The sequence below is a fragment of the Streptomyces sp. DSM 118878 genome (assembly GCF_052936595.1).
This window is the reverse complement of sequence record NZ_CP193622.1, coordinates 4092659-4111716: the sequence shown is the minus strand read 5'-3', so window position 1 is coordinate 4111716 and position 19058 is coordinate 4092659. Positions and strand designations below refer to the sequence as shown.

Below are 19058 nucleotides of genomic sequence, written 5' to 3'. Positions count from 1 at the left end.
ACCGACTTCTTCTGGAGAGCTTTCGGCGGCTTTCCGTTTCTGTAATCGAACGTGTACGGCGTGGTGCGTTTAATGGCAGACTGCAGGCTTCCAGTCGATGGGGAGGATTGAGCGAAGTGACCGCAGGGGAGTCGAGCGGCTCAGTGGTACGGCGCATCCTGCTGGGTTCACAGCTGAGGCGCCTGAGGGAGTCCCGCGGCATCACCCGCGAAGCGGCCGGTTACTCGATCCGCGCCTCCGAATCGAAGATCAGCCGCATGGAGTTGGGACGGGTGAGCTTCAAGTCCAGGGACGTCGAAGATCTTCTGACGTTGTACGGCGTCACCGACGAGACCGAGCGCGGCGCACTCCTCTCGCTCGCCAAAGAGGCCAACCTCACCGGCTGGTGGCACAGTTACTCCGACGTTCTGCCCGGCTGGTTCCAGACGTACGTGGGTCTGGAGGGTGCCGCCTCGCTCATCCGCGTCTACGAGGTCCAGTTCGTCAACGGCCTGTTGCAGACCGAGGCGTACGCGCACGCGGTCGTCAAGCGCGGCATGAAGGGCGCGAGCAAGGCGGAGATCGACCGCCGCGTGGCCCTGCGCCTGGAGCGCCAGAAGCTGCCCTGCGCCTGGAGCGCCAGAAGCTGCTGACCGCCGAGCGCGCGCCGCACTTCCACTGCGTACTCGACGAGGCGGCGCTGCGGCGCCCGTACGGCGACCGCGACGTGATGCGCGGCCAGCTCCAGCACCTCATCGAGATCTCGGAGTGGCCCAACGTCACGCTCCAGGTGATGCCGTTCAGCTTCGGTGGCCACGCGGGCGAGAGCGGCGCGTTCACCATGCTGAGCTTCCCGGAGTCCGACCTCTCCGACGTCGTGTACGTGGAGCAGCTCACCGGCGCGCTCTACCTCGACAAGGCCGAGGAGGTCGCCCAGTACGAGCGGGTGGCCGCGCAGCTCCACAAGGACAGTCCCGACCCGGCCGACAGCCGTGATCTCCTGCGCGGACTTCTCCAACTCACCTGACGCATAAGTACGATGACGTAACCTCAGGGTTCAGGTTCCGTCTGCTTTCGTTGCTGCCGCGGCAAGGGGTCCGTCTCATGTCCTTCTTCACTGACCTGGCTCATCAGTACATCGACGGGGAGTGGAAGGCCGGCTCGGGCTCCTGGGACATCATCGACTTCAACCCGTACGACGGGGAGAAGCTGGCGTCGATCACCGTCGCCACGGCCGACGAGGTCGACCAGGCCTACCGCGCGGCCGAGCGCGCCCAGCGGGAGTGGGCCGACACCAACCCCTACGCCAGGCGCGGCGTCTTCGAGCGGGCCCTGCGGGTGGTCGAGGACCGCGAGGAGGAGATAACCGAGGCGATCATCGCCGAGCTGGGCGGCACCCGGCTCAAGGCGGCCTTCGAGCTCCACCTCACCAAGGAGTTCCTGCGCGAGGCCGTGCACCTCGTCCTGCGCCCCGAGGGCCGCATCCTGCCCTCGCCCGTGGACGGCAAGGAGAACCGCCTCTACCGCGAACCCGTGGGCGTCGTGGGCGTCATCAGCCCCTTCAACTTCCCGCTGCTCCTGTCGATCAAGACGGTCGCCCCCGCGCTCGCCCTCGGCAACGCCGTGGTGCTCAAGCCGCACCAGAGCGCCCCGGTGACCGGCGGCAGCCTGGTCGCCAAGATCTTCGAGGACGCCGGTCTGCCCGCCGGCCTGCTCAACGTCGTGATCACGGACATAGCCGAGATCGGTGACGCCCTGATCGAGCACCCGGTGCCGAGCGTCATCTCCTTCACCGGCTCCGACCGCGTGGGCCGCCACGTCGCCACCGTCTGCGCCTCGCACTTCAAGCGCTCGATCCTCGAACTGGGCGGCAACAGCGCCCTGATCGTCCTGGACGACGCCGACATCGACTATGCCGTGGACGCGGCCGTCTTCAGCCGCTTCGTGCACCAGGGCCAGGTCTGCATGGCCGCCAACCGCATCCTGGTGGACCGCTCAGTAGAGGCGGAGTTCACCGAGAAGTTCGTCGCCAAGGCCGCCTCGCTCAAGGTCGGCGACCCGGCCGACCCCGCCACGCACATCGGCCCGCTCATCAACGCCTCGCAGGCGGAGGCCGTTTCGTCCGTCGTCGAGCAGGCCGTCGCCGCGGGCGCGCGGGCCCTGCTGCACGGCACCACCGAGGGGAACCTGGTCGCGCCCTCCGTGCTGACGGGGCTGCCGGCCGACTCCCCGGTCCTGCGGCAGGAGATCTTCGGCCCCGTGGCCCTGCTCGTGCCCTTCGACGGCGAGGACGAGGCGGTGCGGATCGCCAACGACACCCCGTACGGACTGAGCGGCGCGGTGCACACCGCCGACGTCGAGCGCGGCGTGCGGGTCGCCAAGCGGGTCAGGACCGGCATGATCCACGTCAACGACGGCACGGTGCACGACGAGCCGATCGTGCCGTTCGGCGGCGAGAAGAGCTCCGGTGTGGGCCGGCTCAACGGCGACTCGACGGTGGACGCCTTCACCACCCAGAAGTGGATCTCGGTGCAGCACGGCCGCTCGCGCTTCCCGTTCTGAGCGGCGCTCTCGACCCATCTCATGGCCCCGGGCCCTTGCGGACAGAACCTGACCGCAAGGGTCCGTAGCTTCTGAGGTGTCGGAAAGGCCCCCCGGGGGGGCAGCCCGCGGAAGCGGGCCGGAGAGAGGCGGAACCCATGGTCACCCACGTCAGCTCGGAAGCGCACGGAGACGAGCGCGGCGCCCTGATCGCCTTCGTCGAGGCCCAGCGCGGCGGCATCCGCCGGTCGGTGCTCGGGCTCACCGACGAGCAGGCGGCCCAGCGGCCGAGCGCGAGCGAGCTCAGCCTGTCGGGCCTGGTCAAGCACGTGGCCGAGACGGAGCTGAACTGGCTGCGCATGGCCCAGCAGAAGCCCAACGAGAAGCAGCGCACCCAGGAGACCTGGGGTGACAGCTTCCGGATCGTGGAGGGCGAGACGCTCGCCGAGGTTTTGGCCTTCTGGGACCGGGTCGCCGCCGAGACGGAGGAGTTCATCCGCGAGGTGCCGAGCCTGGACGACACCTTCCCGCTGCCCGAGGCGCCGTGGTTCCCGAAGGACGGTGTCGTGTCGATGCGCTGGATGATGCTGCACCTCGTCGAGGAGGCCGGCCGGCACGCGGGCCACGCCGACATCATCCGCGAGTCCCTGGACGGCAAGACCGCCTTCGAACTGGTGGCCCTGGAGCGCGGCGAGTCCTGGGGCTGATGCCGGGGCGGGCGTGGTAGGCCGCGGGCGGTATGCCGGTGGAGCGGAATCCCCCGTACCCTAGTCAAAATTGATGACTACGGTACGAGCGGAAGGGGCGCGGCGCATGTCAGCGATCCGGCTACTGGTTCTCGGGGCCGTGCGCCAGCACGGCCGCGCCCACGGCTACCAGGTCCGCAACGACCTGGAGTACTGGGGCGCCCACGAGTGGTCCAACGCCAAGCCCGGCTCGATCTACCACGCGCTGAAGCAGCTCGCGAAGCAGGGCATGCTGCGCGCCCACGAGGTCGCCCCCTCCACGGCGGGCGGCCCGCCGCGCACCGAGTACGAGATGACGGAGCAGGGCACGGAGGAGTACCTCTCCCTGCTCCGCTCCTCCCTGACCACGTACGACCAGCGGCCGGACGTCCTCACCTCCGGGCTCGGCTTCATGGTGGACCTGCCGCGGGACGAGGCCGTGGAGCTGCTCAAGGAGCGGGTGCGGCGCATGGAGGAGTGGCGGGCCTCCGTGACGGGCTACTACACGCCCGAGGACGGCCCCGAACAGCTCGGTCACATCGGCGAGATCATGAACTACTGGGTGCACTCGGCGGACACGGGCGCGGAGTGGACCAGGGACCTGATCGCCCGCATCGAGGGCGGCGCGTACACCTTCGCCGGTGAGGGCGCCCCCTTCGTCGCGGTGCTCGCCGAGGGGGAGGAGAACCCGTACGCGACGGGGGAGCGCCTCGCGGAGGACGACCGCTAGCCGGATCTGCGGACGCGCGGGCTTGCACCTCACGTGACGTGAGGATCCAGGCTGAGGGGCGTACCGAGAAGAGAGGCGGAGGTCATGGGCTACTCCGTGGGACAGGTCGCCGGTTTCACCGGCGTGACGGTGCGCACGCTGCACCACTACGACGAGATCGGCCTGCTCGTGCCCGGTGGGCGCAGCCACGCGGGTCACCGGCGCTACAGCGACGGTGATCTCGACCGGCTTCAGCAGATCCTGTTCTACCGGGAGCTCGGCTTCCCCCTCGACCAGGTGGCGGCACTCCTGGACGACCCGGACGCGGACCCGCGCGCGCATCTGCGCCGCCAGCACGAGCTGCTGACCGCCCGGATCGCGAGGCTGGAGGAGATGGCCGCCGCCGTCGAGAGAGCCATGGAGGCGAAGAAGATGGGCATCAACCTCACGCCCGAGGAGAGGTTCGAGGTCTTCGGGGACACCGACCCCGAGCAGTACGCGGACGAGGTGCGGGAGCGCTGGGGCGACACCGAGGGGTACCGGGAGGCGCAGCGCAGGTCGGCCTCTTACACCAAGGACGACTGGAAGCGGATCAACGAGGAGTTCTCCGCGCTCCACGCGCGCGTGGGCGATCTGCTCGCCCAGGGCTTCGCGGCCGACTCCCGGGAGGCGATGGACGGCGCTGAGGACCACCGCCTCTTCATCTGCCGGTACCACTACGAGTGCTCGCACGAGACGCACACCTGCCTCGGCGAGATGTACGTGGCCGACGAGCGGTTCACCGCCTTCTACGAGGCCATCCGGCCCGGGCTCGCGGTGTACATGCGGGACGCGATCCGGGCGAACGCGGCACGCAACGGCTGAGGGGTGCGCGCGGCGGTGATCGCTGGGCGGCGGTGAGGGGGTGCGCGGCGGTGATCGTCATGTCCGGCGGGGGATTTGCCCGGGTTATCCACAGGCCGAGTGCGGAAAGGGGCAGTGGAACCAGGCCGGGCCGCTCGGCGTTGATAACTTTGGGCGGCTGCACCCGCCGCCGCCCCGTTGGACGGCCGCAGCACCGCCGCCGCACCGCCCTCTCACCCTCAGGAGCCCGGAACCGTGACGACGCTTGCGCTCGGACCAAGCTGGCTGGATCCGGATTATCTCCTGAACCAGTTCGGCCTCTGGGGCCTCCTGCTGATCGTCTTCGCCGAGTCGGGGCTGCTCATCGGCTTCTTCCTGCCCGGCGACTCGCTGCTGTTCACCACGGGCATGCTGATCACGACGCACAAGCTGGACACCCCGCTGTGGCTGGCCTGCGTGCTGATCTGCATGGCCGCGATCCTCGGTGACCAGGCGGGCTATCTCTTCGGCAAGAAGGTCGGCCCCTCGCTCTTCAAGCGCCCGGACTCCAAGCTCTTCAAGCAGGAGAACGTGGTCAAGGCGCACGACTTCTTCGAGAAGTACGGACCCAAGTCCCTGGTCCTGGCCCGCTTCGTGCCGATCGTGCGGACGTTCACGCCGATCATCGCCGGCGTCTCCGCCATGCGGTACCGCTCGTTCATCACGTTCAACATCATCGGCGGCATCCTGTGGGGCGCGGGCGTCACGCTGCTCGGCGCCTGGCTCGGCCAGATCGATTTCGTGCACAAGAACATCGAGTCGATCCTGATCCTGATCGTCCTCATCTCGGTGGTCCCGATCGTCATCGAGTTCCTGCGCGCCCGCAGCAAGTCCAAGAAGGCGGCGATGGCCGGGGCCGCCACCCAGGGCCCCCCGCCGCCGTCCCAGCGGGGCCGCCACGCGAAGCGGTGAGCCGGGTCGGCGGAAGCCCCCGCGAGGCGGGCCCACCGGGGGCTAGAAGCCCCTGGTCCGCTTCGCCGCACGGCGATTCGCCGCGGAGGTCGCGCCCGGAATCTTGAGGATCAGCCGGGAGACCTCGCTCCCGAGGTTCACGCCGATCGCGATGGCCAGGGCCGTGGCAACGGCCTTGGTCAGCGAGTTTATGCCCGTGTTGAGGTCGTTCTGGGCCAGCGCGAGCAGCCCGAAGTACGTGGCACTACCCGGCAGCAGCGGCCCGATCGCCGCCGTGACGTACGGCAGTGACGACGCGAACCGGTAGCGCGAGAAGAGCTGCCCGAAGAGCCCCACGAGCCCGGCGGCGATGGCCGTGGCCGCCACGGGCGACAGCGCCAGGGGCGTCTGCGCGAGCGCGCCGAACATCACCCAGGCGATGCCGCCGTTGAGCGTCACGATCAGGACCGTGTGGCGCTCCTGCTGCAACAGGATCGCGAAGGCGAGGCTCAGCGCCATCGACGCCAGGATCTGGATGACCGGCCGCGACGACGTCACGCCGAACTGCGTCTCGGGCGTCAGGTTCGTCGCGTCCAGCATCACGCCGAGCGACAGCACGAGCAGCACACCGCAGACGATGCCGACGATCAGGTACATGACCTCAAGGAGGCGTGCGGCGGCGGTGATGTAGTAGCCGGTGAGACCGTCCTGCACGCCCGCCACCAGGGCCCGCCCCGGGATCAGCGCGAAGAGCCCACCGGTGATGACCGCGGACGCCATCGTCGCCTCGGTGTGGGCGAAGCTCAGGGCGACGCCCAGCGCGGCGGGCGGCATCGCGGCGCCCACGAACTGGTAGAACTCCGGGAGCCCGCGCCCCGCGCAGAGCCAGGCGAGCCGGTCGCCGAGCATCGCGCCGACGGCCGCCACGAGGAACACCAGCGCGCCACCGCCGACGAGCACGGACGCGGAGCCCGCGAGCAGCCCGCTGGCCGCCGTGAGGGCCCAGCCCGGGTAGGGGTGACGGTTACGCCGAATGCCCGCGAGCCGGCGGTAGGCCTCCTCCAGGGAGACGTCGATGTCCGGGTCGCTGATGTCGTCCACCAGGTGGAAGACCGCCGCGAGCCGGGTGTAGTCGGTGCCGCGTCGCCGTACCGTCCTGGACGCCGTGACGGGGTCCTCCACCAGCGAGGGCTGGTGGGAGATCGACAGGAGCGTGAACGTCACGTTCGGCTCGCAGCGGTCGAGGCCGTAGGAGCGGCAGACGGCGAACATGGCCGCCTCGACGTCCTCGGCGCCCTCACCGCCCGCGAGCAGCAGCTCGCCGATACGGAGCGTCAGGTCGAGGACGCGCGGAACGGCGGGGCCGGACTCGTCCTCCTGCTTCTGCGCGGGCTCCGGAGCGGGCCGCTCCGTCACCGGCATCCGCAGCATCGTGCGCATCTGGTCCTGCCAGGGCGCTTCCTTGGTGAGCTTCACCAGGGGTATGCCCTGCGCGGGCGTGAACGCCGGCGGGGCGTTGCGGGAGCTGTACGTGTGCGGCGTCGTGAACGCCGACTTCTCTGTCTCCTGCGTCGTGGTCGACGGTGACGCGAGGCCGGTCGGCACGGCGAACTCGGACGTCGTCTGCGACTCGTCCTCGGGGGTCTCCTGCGCGAGCACTCCGCTCGGCGGGACGAACGCGCTGCGGGCTTCGTCCGACTGAGGCTTACGGTCCTCGGCCTCATGCTCGGCCACTGATGCCCTCACTTCTCCTACGGCTCCTACGACTCCTACGCACCTCCGTATGGCCAGTATGGGCACAGATACGCGAACGGGCCGCGCGGCCCGGTGATCGGTCCGCGCGGCCCGTACGAGGCCGGAGGCTCAGTGGCCGCCCTGCGCCTCGAAGCGCTTGTAGGACTTCTCGATCTCGGCTTCGGCGTCCGCCCGGCCGACCCAGTCGGCGCCCTCGACGGACTTGCCGGGCTCGAGGTCCTTGTAGACCTCGAAGAAGTGCTGGATCTCCAGGCGGTCGAACTCGGAGACGTGGTGGATGTCGCGCAGGTGCTCCACACGGGGGTCCGAGGCCGGGACGCAGAGCAGCTTGTCGTCGCCGCCCGCCTCGTCGGTCATGCGGAACATGCCGATCGCGCGGCACTTGATGAGGCAGCCGGGGAAGGTCGGCTCGTCCAGGATGACCAGGGCGTCCAGCGGGTCACCGTCCTCGCCGAGGGTGTTCTCGACGAAGCCGTAGTCCGCGGGGTAGCTGGTCGACGTGAAGAGGCGACGGTCCAGACGGATCCGCCCGGTCTCGTGGTCCACCTCGTACTTGTTCCGCGAACCCTTCGGAATCTCGATGGTGACGTCGAACTCCACGGGTGGCTCCTCCATGATCAGCACATACTTCGGGTGGTTAAGTGTCCCTCACGCAGATGTGTGATCGCGAAAGGGGCTGGTCGTCGTGCCGGAGCTCAAGCCTTGGCGTCGGCCTCGACAGCTGCTGGAACAGCTGACCGAGCTCTCCGCCGTAAAGCTTCCCCGATTCTCGGGAAAGCTTACGAACTGGCAGCTCACGGCGGGTGCCGCCACCCTCGGCCTGGTGATTTCGGCCGGAGCGGTGGCCGCGGCCGGCCCTTGGGACTCCTCCGGTCAGCGTACGGCGGAGCGCGTTCGGGCAGCCGCCGGGGATGCCGGGGGTGGCGCAGATCACGGTGGCTCCGCCGCAGGGCAGGCGCCGGAGACCGCCCCGAGCGCCCGAACGGTGCTCGCCGGCCTCGGCGCGCCCGTGGGAACGGCGCCCGCGCCGACGGAGCGCGCCCTGGCGGACGTACTCGATCCCCTTCTGCGGGACCCGGCGCTCGGCCCGGAGCGCGCGGCCGTGGTCCTCGACGCGGCCACCGGCAAGCGCGTCTACGGCAAGGACGCGGGCCGGGGCCTGACGCCGGCGTCGACCGTCAAGATCGCCACGGCGGTCGCGGCGCTGTCCGCGCTGGGCCCCGACCACCGCATCACCACCAAGGCGGTGCTCGAACCCGGCTCGTCTGGCTCATCCGACTCGTCCGGCTCCGGGGGCGTGCGGGACGTGGTCCTGGTCGGCGGGGGCGATCCGACGCTCACCGCCCGCAAGGACGGCCGGTACACCGACACGGCCGCGAGCCTGCGCCGCCTCGCCGAGGACACGGCCCGCGCGCTGAAGGCCCGCCACGTCGACACGGTGAAGCTCCGCTACGACACGTCCCTGTACGCGGGGCCCGCGCAGCACCCCATCGGCCCCAACGAGAACATCACCCTCGTCAGCGCCCTGATGGCCGACGAGGGCCGCCTCGACGACTCCACCAGCGGCCCCGCCCCGCGCTCGGGGGACCCCGCGGGCGACGCGGTGAAGAAGTTCGCGGACTTCCTCGACGGCCACGGCATCAAGACCACGACCGACACGGCACGCTCGGCCAAGGCGTCCGGCCGGGCCGAATCCCTCGCCAAGGTCGAGTCGCCGCCTCTGTCGGCCCTGGTCGAGCGGATGCTGACCCACAGCGACAACGACATCGCCGAGGCCCTGGCCCGCCAGACGGCCGTGGCGGCCAAGGAGCGGCCGAGCTTCGACGGCGCCGACAAGGCGGTCCGCGCCCGGCTCACGAAGCTGGGCCTGCCCCTCTCCGGGGCGAGGTTCGCCGACGGCAGCGGCCTCGACCGCGCCGACCGCGTCTCCGCCGAGCTCCTCGCCGCGCTCCTGGACAGCGCCGCCGACCCGGCCCGCCCCGAACTGCGCTCCGCGGTGACGGGCCTGCCCGTCGCGGGCTTCACCGGCACCCTCGTCGACCGCTACCCCAAGGAGTCCCCGGGCACCGGCGTCGTACGCGCCAAGACCGGCACGCTCACGGGCGTGAACACCCTGGCGGGCACGGTCGTCGACGCGGACGGCCGCCTCCTGGTCTTCGCTTTCATGACCACAGGCACGACAGACCCCCAGGCAGCCCAGAAAACCCTGGACAAGATGGCCTCGACCGTGGCGAACTGCGGCTGCCGCTGACCCGCCGGAACCGCGCGGCGAGCCAGGACGGCGACGCGGAGAGCCCCTAGGGGCCCGCCCAGGGGCAAAGTGGGGGGCGCAAGCCCCACCACCGGGGAGAGCGACCACGTACCGTTGACGCATGACGAGCATCGGTGGTGCGGAGATGGTCGACTGGAATCTCGCGGTGGCGACCGCGACCCGGCTCGTACGGCCGGGCCCAGAAGTGAGCCGCGACGAGGCACGCGCCGTCGTCGCCGAGCTCCGTCGGCATGCCAAGTCCTCGGAGGAGCACGTCCGTTCCTTCACCGGTATGGGCACGGATGACACCCACGACACACCGGTTCTCGTCGTCGACAGAGCCGGCTGGATCCGGGCGAACGTCGCGGGCTTCCGGGAGCTCCTCAAGCCCCTCCTGGACAAAATGCAGGACAAGCGCTCGGGCGGCCCCGGCGGAGCCATGCTCGGCGCGGTCGGCGGCAAGGTGACGGGCGTCGAGCTGGGCATGCTCCTGTCGTTCCTCGCCTCCCGCGTCCTCGGGCAGTACGAGACCTTCGCCCCGGCCACCCGAGACCTCCCCGCGGGGGCGAACGGCGGCGGCAGGCTCCTCCTGGTCGCGCCGAACATCGTGCAGGTCGAGCGCGAGCTGGACGTGGACCCGCACGACTTCCGGCTCTGGGTCTGCCTCCACGAGGAGACGCACCGCACGCAGTTCACCGCGGTGCCCTGGCTGCGCGACCACCTGGAGGGCGAGATCCAGGCCTTCCTCGGCGAGACCGAGGTCGACCCGATGACCGTCCTGGAGCGCGTCAGGGAGGCCGCCCAGACGTTCGCCGGCGGACGGGGCGAGGACGAGGACGACGCGGCGGCCGACGGCGGCCGCTCCATCGTGGAGCTGGTGCAGACCCCCGTCCAGCGCGAGATCCTCGGCCGCCTCACCGCCGTGATGTCCCTCCTGGAGGGCCACGCCGACTTCGTGATGGACGGCGTGGGCCCCGACGTGGTGCCCTCCGTCGACGAGATCCGGGAGAAGTTCAAGGAGCGCAGGGCGCGCGGCGCGAGCCGCCTGGACCAAGCGCTGCGCAAGCTCCTCGGCCTCGACGCGAAGTTGCGCCAGTATCGCGACGGCGAGCGCTTCGTGCGGGCGGTCGTGGAGGAGGTCGGCATGGACGGCTTCAACCGCGTGTGGACCTCGCCGAACACGCTGCCGACCAAGGCGGAGATCGCCAAACCCGCGGACTGGGTCTCGCGGGTGCACCGCAAGGCGGACTGAGGGGCCGATAAGGCGGACTGAGGGGCAGATGGGGACCGATGGCAGGAGAATGCCCTCGTAATCACCCGTCCGAGGGACCGTGGGCGGTGGGTAGGCGTGCAATGCTCGGGGAACGGCTCGGCTCTGTCACCATCAACACACTCTGAGTGACCGAATGCTCGGGATTCCGAGGTCTGGCTGACCAGATCCGGTCTCCCGAGCGGTCCCTGAGCGACTGGTCCGAGGACACCCCCCGAACTTCATGAAGGGAACCGGACATGGGTCCCCATCCTGCGGTCGCGGCGATACGCCTGGCGGTCCGCCGCGTACTCCACGACGTACTGACCGACGTACAGCGCAGCTCCGAAACCGACCCCCCACCCCCCGTACTCCCCGCACCCTCCGCCCACGAGCAGGCCCCCCGACCGCTCGTGCTGGTCGCCTGCTCCGGCGGCGCCGACTCGATGGCGCTCGCCTCCGCCCTCGCCTTCGAGGCCCCCAAGCTCGGCATCCGCGCCGGCGGCGTCACCGTCGACCACGGCCTCCAGCCCGGCTCCGACCTGCGCGCCGCCGAGGTCGTCGCCCGCCTGACCGCCCTCGGACTGACCCCGGTCGAGTCCGTCGCCGTGGACGTCGGCCGCGACGGCGGCCCCGAAGCCGCCGCCCGCGACGCGCGGTACGCGGCTCTGGACGCCGCCGCCGAACGGCACGCGGCCGCCGCCGTGCTGCTCGGCCACACCCGCGACGACCAGGCCGAGACCGTCCTGCTCGGGCTCGCCCGTGGCTCCGGGATCCGCTCCCTGTCCGGCATGGCCGCGACCTCGGGGGTCGCCGGCCGGTACCGCCGCCCCTTCCTGCACCTCGACCGCCAGACCGCCCGCAAGGCGTGCATGGTCCAGGCGCTGCCCGTCTGGGACGACCCGCACAACGCCGACCCCGCCTACACCCGCTCCCGGCTGCGCCACGAGGGCCTGCCCGCGCTGGAGAAGGCGCTCGGCAAGGGTGTCGTCGAAGCGCTCGCCCGCACGGCCCAGCTCTCCCGCGACGACGCCGATGCCCTCGACACGTGGGCCGCCCAGGCCGAGACGTCGGTGCGCGACGCCACCGGCCTCCTGGAGTGCGCCAAGCTCTTCGCCCTGCCCCCCGCCGTGCGCCGCCGCATCGTGCGCCGGGCCGCGATCGACGCCGGTGCGCCGGCCGGTTCCCTGTTCGCCCGGCACATCGAGGAGGTCGACCGCCTCATCACCGGCTGGCGCGGCCAGGGAGCCATCAATCTCCCGGGCAAAGTCGTGGCTCAGCGCCAGGGTGGCAGACTGGTGATCCGGCAAGGCTGACGAGGACCGTGCGCGCTGCGGGACACCGTCGGCCGGTGGGACGACCGAAAGTGATGCGGGTGGACGCGAAAGACATGGGCACCGACCTCAAGTCGGTGCTCATCACCAAGGAAGAGATCGACGCGAAGCTGGCAGAGCTGGCCGCGAAGATCGACGCGGAGTACGCGGGCAAAGACCTGTTGATCGTCGGTGTCCTCAAGGGCGCGGTGATGGTCATGGCGGACCTGGCGCGCGCGCTGTCCACCCCGGTCACCATGGACTGGATGGCCGTCTCGTCGTACGGCGCGGGCACCCAGTCCTCCGGCGTCGTCCGGATCCTCAAGGACCTGGACACCGACATCAAGGGCAAGCACGTCCTGATCGTCGAGGACATCATCGACTCCGGGCTGACCCTGTCCTGGCTGCTCTCCAACCTCGGCTCCCGCGAGCCCGCCTCCCTCGAGGTGTGCACGCTGCTGCGGAAGCCCGAGGCGGCGAAGGTCGCGATCGACGTGAAGTGGATCGGTTTCGACATCCCCAACGAGTTCGTGGTGGGCTATGGCCTGGACTTCTCGGAGAAGTACCGGAACCTTCCCTTCGTCGGAACGCTCGCTCCGCACGTCTACGGCGGCTGACACCCGAGGGACCGTGTGCGGCGGCGGGGAACCCTCACCCGTTTCCCGGCGTTGGAGAAGCGAAGACAGTATTGCCAGCCCTCCCGTGCGGCTTCGGGTCACAATGCTGGGGTACCGTCCGAAGAACAGTCTTTATCAAACTCACTATGGCAGGAGGGACGGGGCGTCATCGCTCCGTATGGATGGACGTGAAGCGATACTTCCGTGGGCCAGTCATGTGGATCGTGCTGGCCGTCCTTGCCGTGGTCGTGTTGATGCAGGTCGTCGGCTCGTCCGGTGGCTACAAGACGGTTGACACAGGTCAGGTCGTCCAGGCGATCAACGACAACAAGATCAAGTCGGCCAAGCTCACCACAGGTGACGAGCAGACCATCAAGGCCGAGCTCATCGATGGTGAGAAGGTCAAGGGCAGCAGCAAGATCCAGGCGAGCTACATCGGCGACCAGGGCGTCGACCTCGCCAAGTCTCTGCAGGCCAAGTTCGAGGACAAGCAGATCAAGGACGGTTACACCGTCTCCCCGTCGAAGCAGAATCCCTTCGTCGGCATCTTGCTCTCCCTCCTCCCCTTCGTCCTCATCGTCGTGGTCTTCCTGTTCCTGATGAATCAGATGCAGGGCGGCGGCTCCCGGGTCATGAACTTCGGGAAGTCCAAGGCCAAGCTGATCACCAAGGACACCCCGAAGACGACGTTCTCCGACGTGGCGGGTTCGGACGAAGCCGTCGAGGAGCTCCACGAGATCAAGGAGTTCCTCCAGGAGCCGGCGAAGTTCCAGGCCGTCGGCGCCAAGATCCCCAAGGGCGTGCTCCTCTACGGCCCGCCCGGTACGGGCAAGACGCTGCTCGCGCGCGCCGTCGCCGGTGAGGCCGGGGTCCCGTTCTACTCGATCTCCGGTTCCGACTTCGTCGAGATGTTCGTCGGTGTCGGTGCCTCCCGTGTCCGTGACCTCTTCGAGCAGGCCAAGGCGAACGCCCCGGCGATCGTCTTCGTCGACGAGATCGACGCCGTCGGCAGGCACCGCGGCGCCGGCATGGGCGGCGGTCACGACGAGCGCGAGCAGACGCTGAACCAGCTGCTCGTCGAGATGGACGGCTTCGACGTGAAGGGCGGCGTCATCCTGATCGCCGCCACGAACCGGCCCGACATCCTCGACCCGGCGCTCCTGCGCCCCGGCCGTTTCGACCGCCAGATCGCGGTCGACCGTCCGGACATGCTGGGCCGCCTGGAGATCCTCAAGGTTCACCAGAAGGGCAAGCCGGTCGCCCCGGACGTCGACCTGGGCGCGGTGGCCCGGCGCACGCCCGGCTTCACCGGTGCCGACCTGGCGAACGTGCTGAACGAAGCGGCGCTCCTCACGGCGCGCGGTGACAAGAAGCTGATCGACAACCACTTCCTGGACGAGGCGATCGACCGCGTCGTGGCGGGCCCGCAGAAGCGGACCCGGATCATGTCCGACAAGGAAAAGAAGATCACCGCGTACCACGAGGGCGGACACGCCCTGGTCGCGGCGGCCTCCCCGAACTCGGACCCGGTCCACAAGATCACGATCCTGTCCCGCGGCCGGGCCCTGGGTTACACCATGGTCCTGCCCGAAGAGGACAAGTACTCCACGACGCGCAACGAAATGCTCGACCAGCTCGCCTACATGCTGGGCGGGCGCGCGGCCGAGGAGCTCGTCTTCCACGACCCGACGACGGGTGCGGCGAACGACATCGAGAAGGCCACCGCGACCGCTCGTGCGATGGTCACGCAGTACGGCATGACCGAGCGCCTCGGCGCGATCAAGTTCGGTGGCGACAACACCGAACCGTTCCTCGGTCGCGAGATGGGTCACCCGCGTGACTACTCCGAAGAGGTCGCCGCGCTGGTCGACGAAGAGGTCAAGAAGCTCATCGAGACCGCGCACAACGAAGCGTGGGAGATCCTCGTCGAGAACCGCGACATCCTCGACAACCTCGTTCTCCAGCTTCTGGAGAAGGAGACGCTCAACAAGGAGCAGATCGCCGAGGTCTTCTCCGGCATCGTGAAGCGCCCGGCCCGTCCGGCGTGGACCGGTTCCTCGCGGCGTACGCCCTCGACCCGCCCGCCGGTGCTCTCCCCCAGGGAGCTGTCGCTGACGAACGGTGCGAACGGCGCCACCCCCGCGATCTCCGGAGGCGGCACGGAACACCCCATCGAGGTGGCCCCGGAGGACCGCCCCGAGAGCTGAGTCCCGCGTCCCGGCAGGCCCGGAATGAATGCCGCGCCCCCCAGGTTTTAGCCTGGGGGGCGCGGCATTTCCGTAGCCCCGCGCAGGACGCACAGGAACGAGGCACCACATGACCGACCCGGTGACGTTGGACGGCGAGGGCTCGATCGGCGAGTTCGACGAGAAGCGCGCCGAGAACGCCGTGCGCGAGCTGTTGATCGCCGTCGGCGAGAACCCCGACCGCGAGGGCCTCCGGGAGACCCCGGCGCGGGTGGCTCGGTCCTACCGGGAGATATTCGCGGGGCTCTGGCAGCAGCCGGAGGACGTCCTGACGACGACGTTCGACCTGGGCCACGACGAGATGGTCCTGGTGAAGGACATCGAGGTCATGAGTTCCTGCGAACACCACCTGGTCCCGTTCGTCGGCGTCGCCCACGTCGGGTACATCCCGTCCACGGACGGCAAGATCACCGGTCTGTCGAAGCTCGCCCGCCTCGTCGACGTGTACGCGCGCCGGCCGCAGGTGCAGGAGCGGCTGACCACGCAGATCGCCGACTCCCTGATGAGCATCCTCGAACCGCGCGGTGTGATCGTGGTCGTCGAGTGCGAGCACATGTGCATGACGATGCGCGGGGTCCGCAAGCCGGGCGCCAAGACCATAACGTCCGCGGTCCGCGGCCAGCTCCGCGATCCCGCCACGCGCAATGAGGCGATGAGCCTGATCATGGCCCGCTGAGGCAGGCGTGGCTCTGCAGGGACGGGCTAGGCCGCCGGGGCCGCCTGGCCGTCCTCGTCGTCGTCCTCGGGGAGCTTGCAGACCCGTTCGAGGAAGAAGGCGGCGGCTATCACCGCGATGCCCATGACGACCGAAAGACCGGCGTAGACCGCCTGGTCGCGGCGGGCGGGGACGTCCAGGAACTCCAGCAGGAACGCGCCCGTGCCGCCGTACATCCCCGCGATGAGCGCCGCGACCAGGGCGCTGGCCTGGCCGAAGACGACGGCTCGGGCCGCCATCATCGGCTCGACGCCCTTGGCGCCGGGGCGGCGCTCACGCTGGTCGCGCAGGCGCGAGCGCAGCGAGAGCGCCGTCGCGAGCAGGACGACGGCGATCACCGCGAGCACGATGGGCGCGGCCAGCGGGACCTTCGGCAGGGTGCCGACGGAGTCCCACAGCCTGGCGCCCGACCAGGACAGCACTCCGGCCGCGAGGAAGAGGCCGGCCAGCGTCCTGATGCGCAGTTGCTTCACGAATGACCCTTCATAGCCGTCGTCCGACCTTCATGACCCTGGTCGGCGTCCCGATCGTCGTACATGCCGCCGTACATGCCGTCGTACACGCCGTCGTACGGGTTCATCAGACCCTAACGACTACTCCGGCAGTCGGAGTTCCAGGTCGGCGCGGGGCGTGACGCCCTCGCGGGTGAGGGAGTCGAGCAGATCGGCGACGGAGCCGCGGCCGGTCAGGCTGGCCTCGGGGTCGACGTCGTGCCAGGGGGCGAGGACGAAGGCACGCTCGTGCGCGCGCGGGTGCGGCAGCGTGAGGTCCGGGTCGTCGGAGACCACGTCGGCGTACGACACGATGTCGACGTCGATCGTGCGCGGGCCCCAGCGCTCGTCACGGACGCGGTGGAAGGCCTCCTCGACGGCCTGCGCGCGCTCCAGGAGCGACGTGGGCGGCAGGGTCGTCTTCACCAGGACCACCGCGTTGAAGTACGCGGGCTGGGAGCCGGGTTCGACGCCCCACGGCTCCGTCTCGTACACCGGAGAGACCGCCTTGACCCGCAGGCCGGGGGTGTCCTCCAGGGCGTCGACGGCGCCTTGCAGCGTCTCCAGGCGGTTGCCGAGATTGCTGCCGAGGGAGATCACGGCGCGGTGCGGGTTGGACAGGGTGTGGTCCGCCGCGTCCACCTGCTCGACCACGGAGGCGGGCACCGGCTGGACGGTCGGGTCGCTCTGACCCGCTTTGAAGGGCGCAGTCATACTCGGCTCCGGGTGATGGTGACGGTCACGTCGTCGAACGGCACGGTGATCGGGGCGTCCGGCTTGTGCACGCACACCTCGACCTCCAGGACTCCGTCGTGCTTCAGACACGTCTGGGCGATGCGCTCGGCGAGCGTCTCGATGAGGTCGACGGGATCGCTCTCGACGGCGGCCACGACCTCCTCGGCCACGATCCCGTAGTGCACGGTCTTCGCCAGGTCGTCGTCGGCCGCGGCCGCTCGCGTGTCCAGGCCGAGAACCAGGTCCACGATGAAGGTCTGGCCCTCTTCGCGTTCCCGCGGAAAGACACCGTGGTGTCCGCGGGCCTTGAGGCCACGCAGCGCGACACGATCCACGCGAATCACTCCTGCAATCGTCGGTATCGGCGGGCCTGCACCGAGTGCGGTCGGCGCTCCAGCCTCGATCGAATCTACCTGCGAGCACTGACAAGGCTCGCTCGCGGGGCCCGTGGGACCGGCCACATCCTTGCCCCTACCCACTAGGAAGGCGTCTCGTCGCTCTCGTCGTCGTCGGTTTCGGCGAGTACGGGAGAGGCGTGGTGCGACCAGAGTTTCCAGCCGTCCGGCGTGCGGCGGAACACATTGGTGGCGACCACGAGCTGGCCCACGAGAGGCCCGAGCTCGCCGCCGCCCTCCGGGGGCGGGCCGCCGCTGAGGATGTTCTCGGTGCAGGTCACCAGGGCGGTGTCGCCGGCCACGCCGACCTTCACGTCGGTCAGGAAGAACTGGATGTACTCGGTGTTCGCCATGATCAGCGCGTACGACCTGAGGACCTCGCCGCGGCCGGTGAGGACCGGCCAGCCGGGGTGCACGCAGGAGATCGCGGTGCCGTCGTCGGACACCTCGTCGTCGTCCGCCTCGTCGACCGGCACGTCGTCGGCGGTCGCGTCGCCGTCCGCCACGTCGCCGTCCGCCACGTCGCCGTCCGCCACGTCGTCGTCCGCCGCGGTGTCGGTCCCGGGGTCCAGCCACAGGTCGGAGACCTCGTCGAAGTCACCGCGTTCGAGTGCCTCGTAGAAGGCGGTGTTGGCACTCTCGACCTGCTCGACGTCGGTACGGGCCCCGGTCACCGGCTGTCGCCCGCGGCGTCCGTCACGGCCTGGGCGACGCGCACGGCGTCGGCGGTGGCCCGCACCTCGTGCACGCGGACCGCCCAGGCGCCCTGGTGGGCGGCGATGGCCGAGACCGCGGCCGTGGCGGCGTCGCGCTCGCGGGCGGGTGGCGGTGCCCCCTCCGGGCCCGCGAGGACCCGGCCGAGGAAACGTTTGCGGGAGGCGGCGACCAGGATGGGGTGGCCGAGCTCGCGCAGCCGGTCCAGGCGGGCCAGGAGGGCCAGGTCGTGCTCGGCCTTCTTGGAGAAGCCGAGGCCCGGGTCGACGACGATGCGCTCGGGGGCGATGCCGCCCTCGATGGCGGCCGCCACGCGTGCGTGGAGCTCGTCGACGACTTCGGAGACGACGTCCTCGTAGGCGGGCTCGGCGTGGATGTCGGTGAGGAAACCGCGCCAGTGCATGACCACGAAGGGGGCGCCGGCGGCGGCGACCGCGGGGACCATGCGGGGGTCGGCGAGGCCCCCGCTGACGTCGTTGACCAGGACGGCGCCCGCGGCGAGCGCCTGCTCGGCGACGGTGGCGCGCATGGTGTCCACGGAGACCGTGACGCCCTCGGCGGCCAGGCCGCGCACCACGGGGACGACGCGCTTGAGCTCCTCGTCCTCGTCCACGCGGGTGGCGCCGGGGCGGGTGGACTCACCGCCGACGTCGACCAGGTCGGCGCCCCGCGCGACGAGGTCGATGCCGTGCTTGACGGCGGCCGTCGTGTCGAACCAGCGACCGCCGTCGGAGAAGGAGTCCGGCGTGACGTTCACGACGCCCATGACCGCACAGCGGTCCCACTCCGGCAGTCCCTGGACCGATCCCCGCCCGCGCAACGTACTCATGGTTCCAGCCTAGGCCCGGTC

At 70.1% G+C, this 19058-nt stretch carries 18 protein-coding genes and 1 pseudogene; 12 read left to right on the top strand and 7 right to left on the bottom strand.

Features of this window, described 5'->3' with window-relative positions:
- The first annotated feature begins 116 nt into the window (after window positions 1-116).
- The 6 genes and pseudogenes from ACRAKF_RS18185 to ACRAKF_RS18160 all read left to right on the top strand — a co-directional run bounded on the left by ACRAKF_RS18185 (window position 117) and on the right by ACRAKF_RS18160 (window position 5748).
- Window positions 117-1006: pseudogene (locus ACRAKF_RS18185) on the top strand (helix-turn-helix domain-containing protein).
- A gap of 77 nt (window positions 1007-1083) precedes the next feature.
- On the top strand, window positions 1084-2541 hold the full coding sequence (locus ACRAKF_RS18180) for an aldehyde dehydrogenase family protein (RefSeq protein ID WP_447038212.1): 1458 nt from the start codon (window positions 1084-1086) through the stop codon (window positions 2539-2541).
- A gap of 137 nt (window positions 2542-2678) precedes the next feature.
- Window positions 2679-3227, top strand: coding sequence for a DinB family protein (locus ACRAKF_RS18175; protein WP_447038211.1), 549 nt, complete (start codon window positions 2679-2681; stop codon window positions 3225-3227).
- 106 nt (window positions 3228-3333) lie between these two features.
- Complete coding sequence (locus tag ACRAKF_RS18170) at window positions 3334-3975, top strand: PadR family transcriptional regulator (protein ID WP_447038210.1); 642 nt, start codon at window positions 3334-3336, stop codon at window positions 3973-3975.
- Window positions 3976-4059: 84 nt separating this feature from the next.
- Complete coding sequence (locus ACRAKF_RS18165; protein ID WP_447038209.1) at window positions 4060-4818, top strand: MerR family transcriptional regulator; 759 nt, start codon at window positions 4060-4062, stop codon at window positions 4816-4818.
- Window positions 4819-5052: 234 nt separating this feature from the next.
- Window positions 5053-5748 (top strand): DedA family protein, encoded by a 696-nt coding sequence (locus ACRAKF_RS18160; protein ID WP_447038208.1) that lies wholly within the window; start codon window positions 5053-5055, stop codon window positions 5746-5748.
- Between the two features lie 42 nt (window positions 5749-5790).
- Here ACRAKF_RS18160 and ACRAKF_RS18155 read toward each other — a convergent pair whose 3' ends face one another.
- A complete protein-coding gene (locus ACRAKF_RS18155) occupies window positions 5791-7461 on the bottom strand; it encodes a threonine/serine ThrE exporter family protein (protein ID WP_447038207.1) in 1671 nt (556 codons plus the stop codon).
- 129 nt (window positions 7462-7590) lie between these two features.
- Window positions 7591-8082 carry an inorganic diphosphatase gene (locus ACRAKF_RS18150; RefSeq protein ID WP_030785786.1) on the bottom strand — a complete coding sequence of 164 codons (492 nt, stop codon included), beginning with the start codon at window positions 8080-8082 and terminating at the stop codon, window positions 7591-7593.
- 385 nt (window positions 8083-8467) lie between these two features.
- Here ACRAKF_RS18150 and dacB point away from each other — a divergent pair, with 385 nt between their 5' ends.
- The 6 genes from dacB to folE all read left to right on the top strand — a co-directional run bounded on the left by dacB (window position 8468) and on the right by folE (window position 15834).
- Window positions 8468-9733, top strand: coding sequence for a D-alanyl-D-alanine carboxypeptidase/D-alanyl-D-alanine endopeptidase (dacB, locus tag ACRAKF_RS18145; protein WP_447038206.1), 1266 nt, complete (start codon window positions 8468-8470; stop codon window positions 9731-9733).
- Between the two features lie 121 nt (window positions 9734-9854).
- On the top strand, window positions 9855-10985 hold the full coding sequence (locus ACRAKF_RS18140) for a zinc-dependent metalloprotease (RefSeq protein WP_447038205.1): 1131 nt from the start codon (window positions 9855-9857) through the stop codon (window positions 10983-10985).
- 257 nt (window positions 10986-11242) lie between these two features.
- On the top strand, window positions 11243-12298 hold the full coding sequence (tilS, locus tag ACRAKF_RS18135) for a tRNA lysidine(34) synthetase TilS (RefSeq protein WP_447038204.1): 1056 nt from the start codon (window positions 11243-11245) through the stop codon (window positions 12296-12298).
- A 53-nt stretch (window positions 12299-12351) separates the two neighbouring features.
- Window positions 12352-12912 carry a hypoxanthine phosphoribosyltransferase gene (gene hpt / locus ACRAKF_RS18130; RefSeq protein ID WP_365360061.1) on the top strand — a complete coding sequence of 187 codons (561 nt, stop codon included), beginning with the start codon at window positions 12352-12354 and terminating at the stop codon, window positions 12910-12912.
- 182 nt (window positions 12913-13094) lie between these two features.
- On the top strand, window positions 13095-15119 hold the full coding sequence (ftsH, locus tag ACRAKF_RS18125; protein ID WP_447038203.1) for an ATP-dependent zinc metalloprotease FtsH: 2025 nt from the start codon (window positions 13095-13097) through the stop codon (window positions 15117-15119).
- Window positions 15120-15228: 109 nt separating this feature from the next.
- On the top strand, window positions 15229-15834 hold the full coding sequence (gene folE, locus ACRAKF_RS18120; protein WP_447038202.1) for a GTP cyclohydrolase I FolE: 606 nt from the start codon (window positions 15229-15231) through the stop codon (window positions 15832-15834).
- 26 nt (window positions 15835-15860) lie between these two features.
- Here the strand turns inward: folE and ACRAKF_RS18115 are convergent, their stop codons facing one another.
- From ACRAKF_RS18115 to folP, 5 genes are all read right to left on the bottom strand, one after another.
- Complete coding sequence (locus tag ACRAKF_RS18115) at window positions 15861-16346, bottom strand: DUF3180 domain-containing protein (protein ID WP_447038201.1); 486 nt, start codon at window positions 16344-16346, stop codon at window positions 15861-15863.
- 120 nt (window positions 16347-16466) lie between these two features.
- Window positions 16467-17078, bottom strand: coding sequence for a 2-amino-4-hydroxy-6-hydroxymethyldihydropteridine diphosphokinase (gene folK, locus ACRAKF_RS18110; protein WP_447038200.1), 612 nt, complete (start codon window positions 17076-17078; stop codon window positions 16467-16469).
- Window positions 17075-17434 carry a dihydroneopterin aldolase gene (gene folB / locus ACRAKF_RS18105; protein ID WP_447038199.1) on the bottom strand — a complete coding sequence of 120 codons (360 nt, stop codon included), beginning with the start codon at window positions 17432-17434 and terminating at the stop codon, window positions 17075-17077. Before folB ends, folK begins: the two co-directional genes overlap by 4 nt.
- A gap of 143 nt (window positions 17435-17577) precedes the next feature.
- Complete coding sequence (locus ACRAKF_RS18100; protein WP_447038198.1) at window positions 17578-18168, bottom strand: nuclear transport factor 2 family protein; 591 nt, start codon at window positions 18166-18168, stop codon at window positions 17578-17580.
- Window positions 18165-19037, bottom strand: coding sequence for a dihydropteroate synthase (folP, locus tag ACRAKF_RS18095; RefSeq protein ID WP_447038197.1), 873 nt, complete (start codon window positions 19035-19037; stop codon window positions 18165-18167). The genes ACRAKF_RS18100 and folP overlap by 4 nt, the downstream gene beginning before the upstream one ends.
- Window positions 19038-19058: the final 21 nt, after the last annotated feature.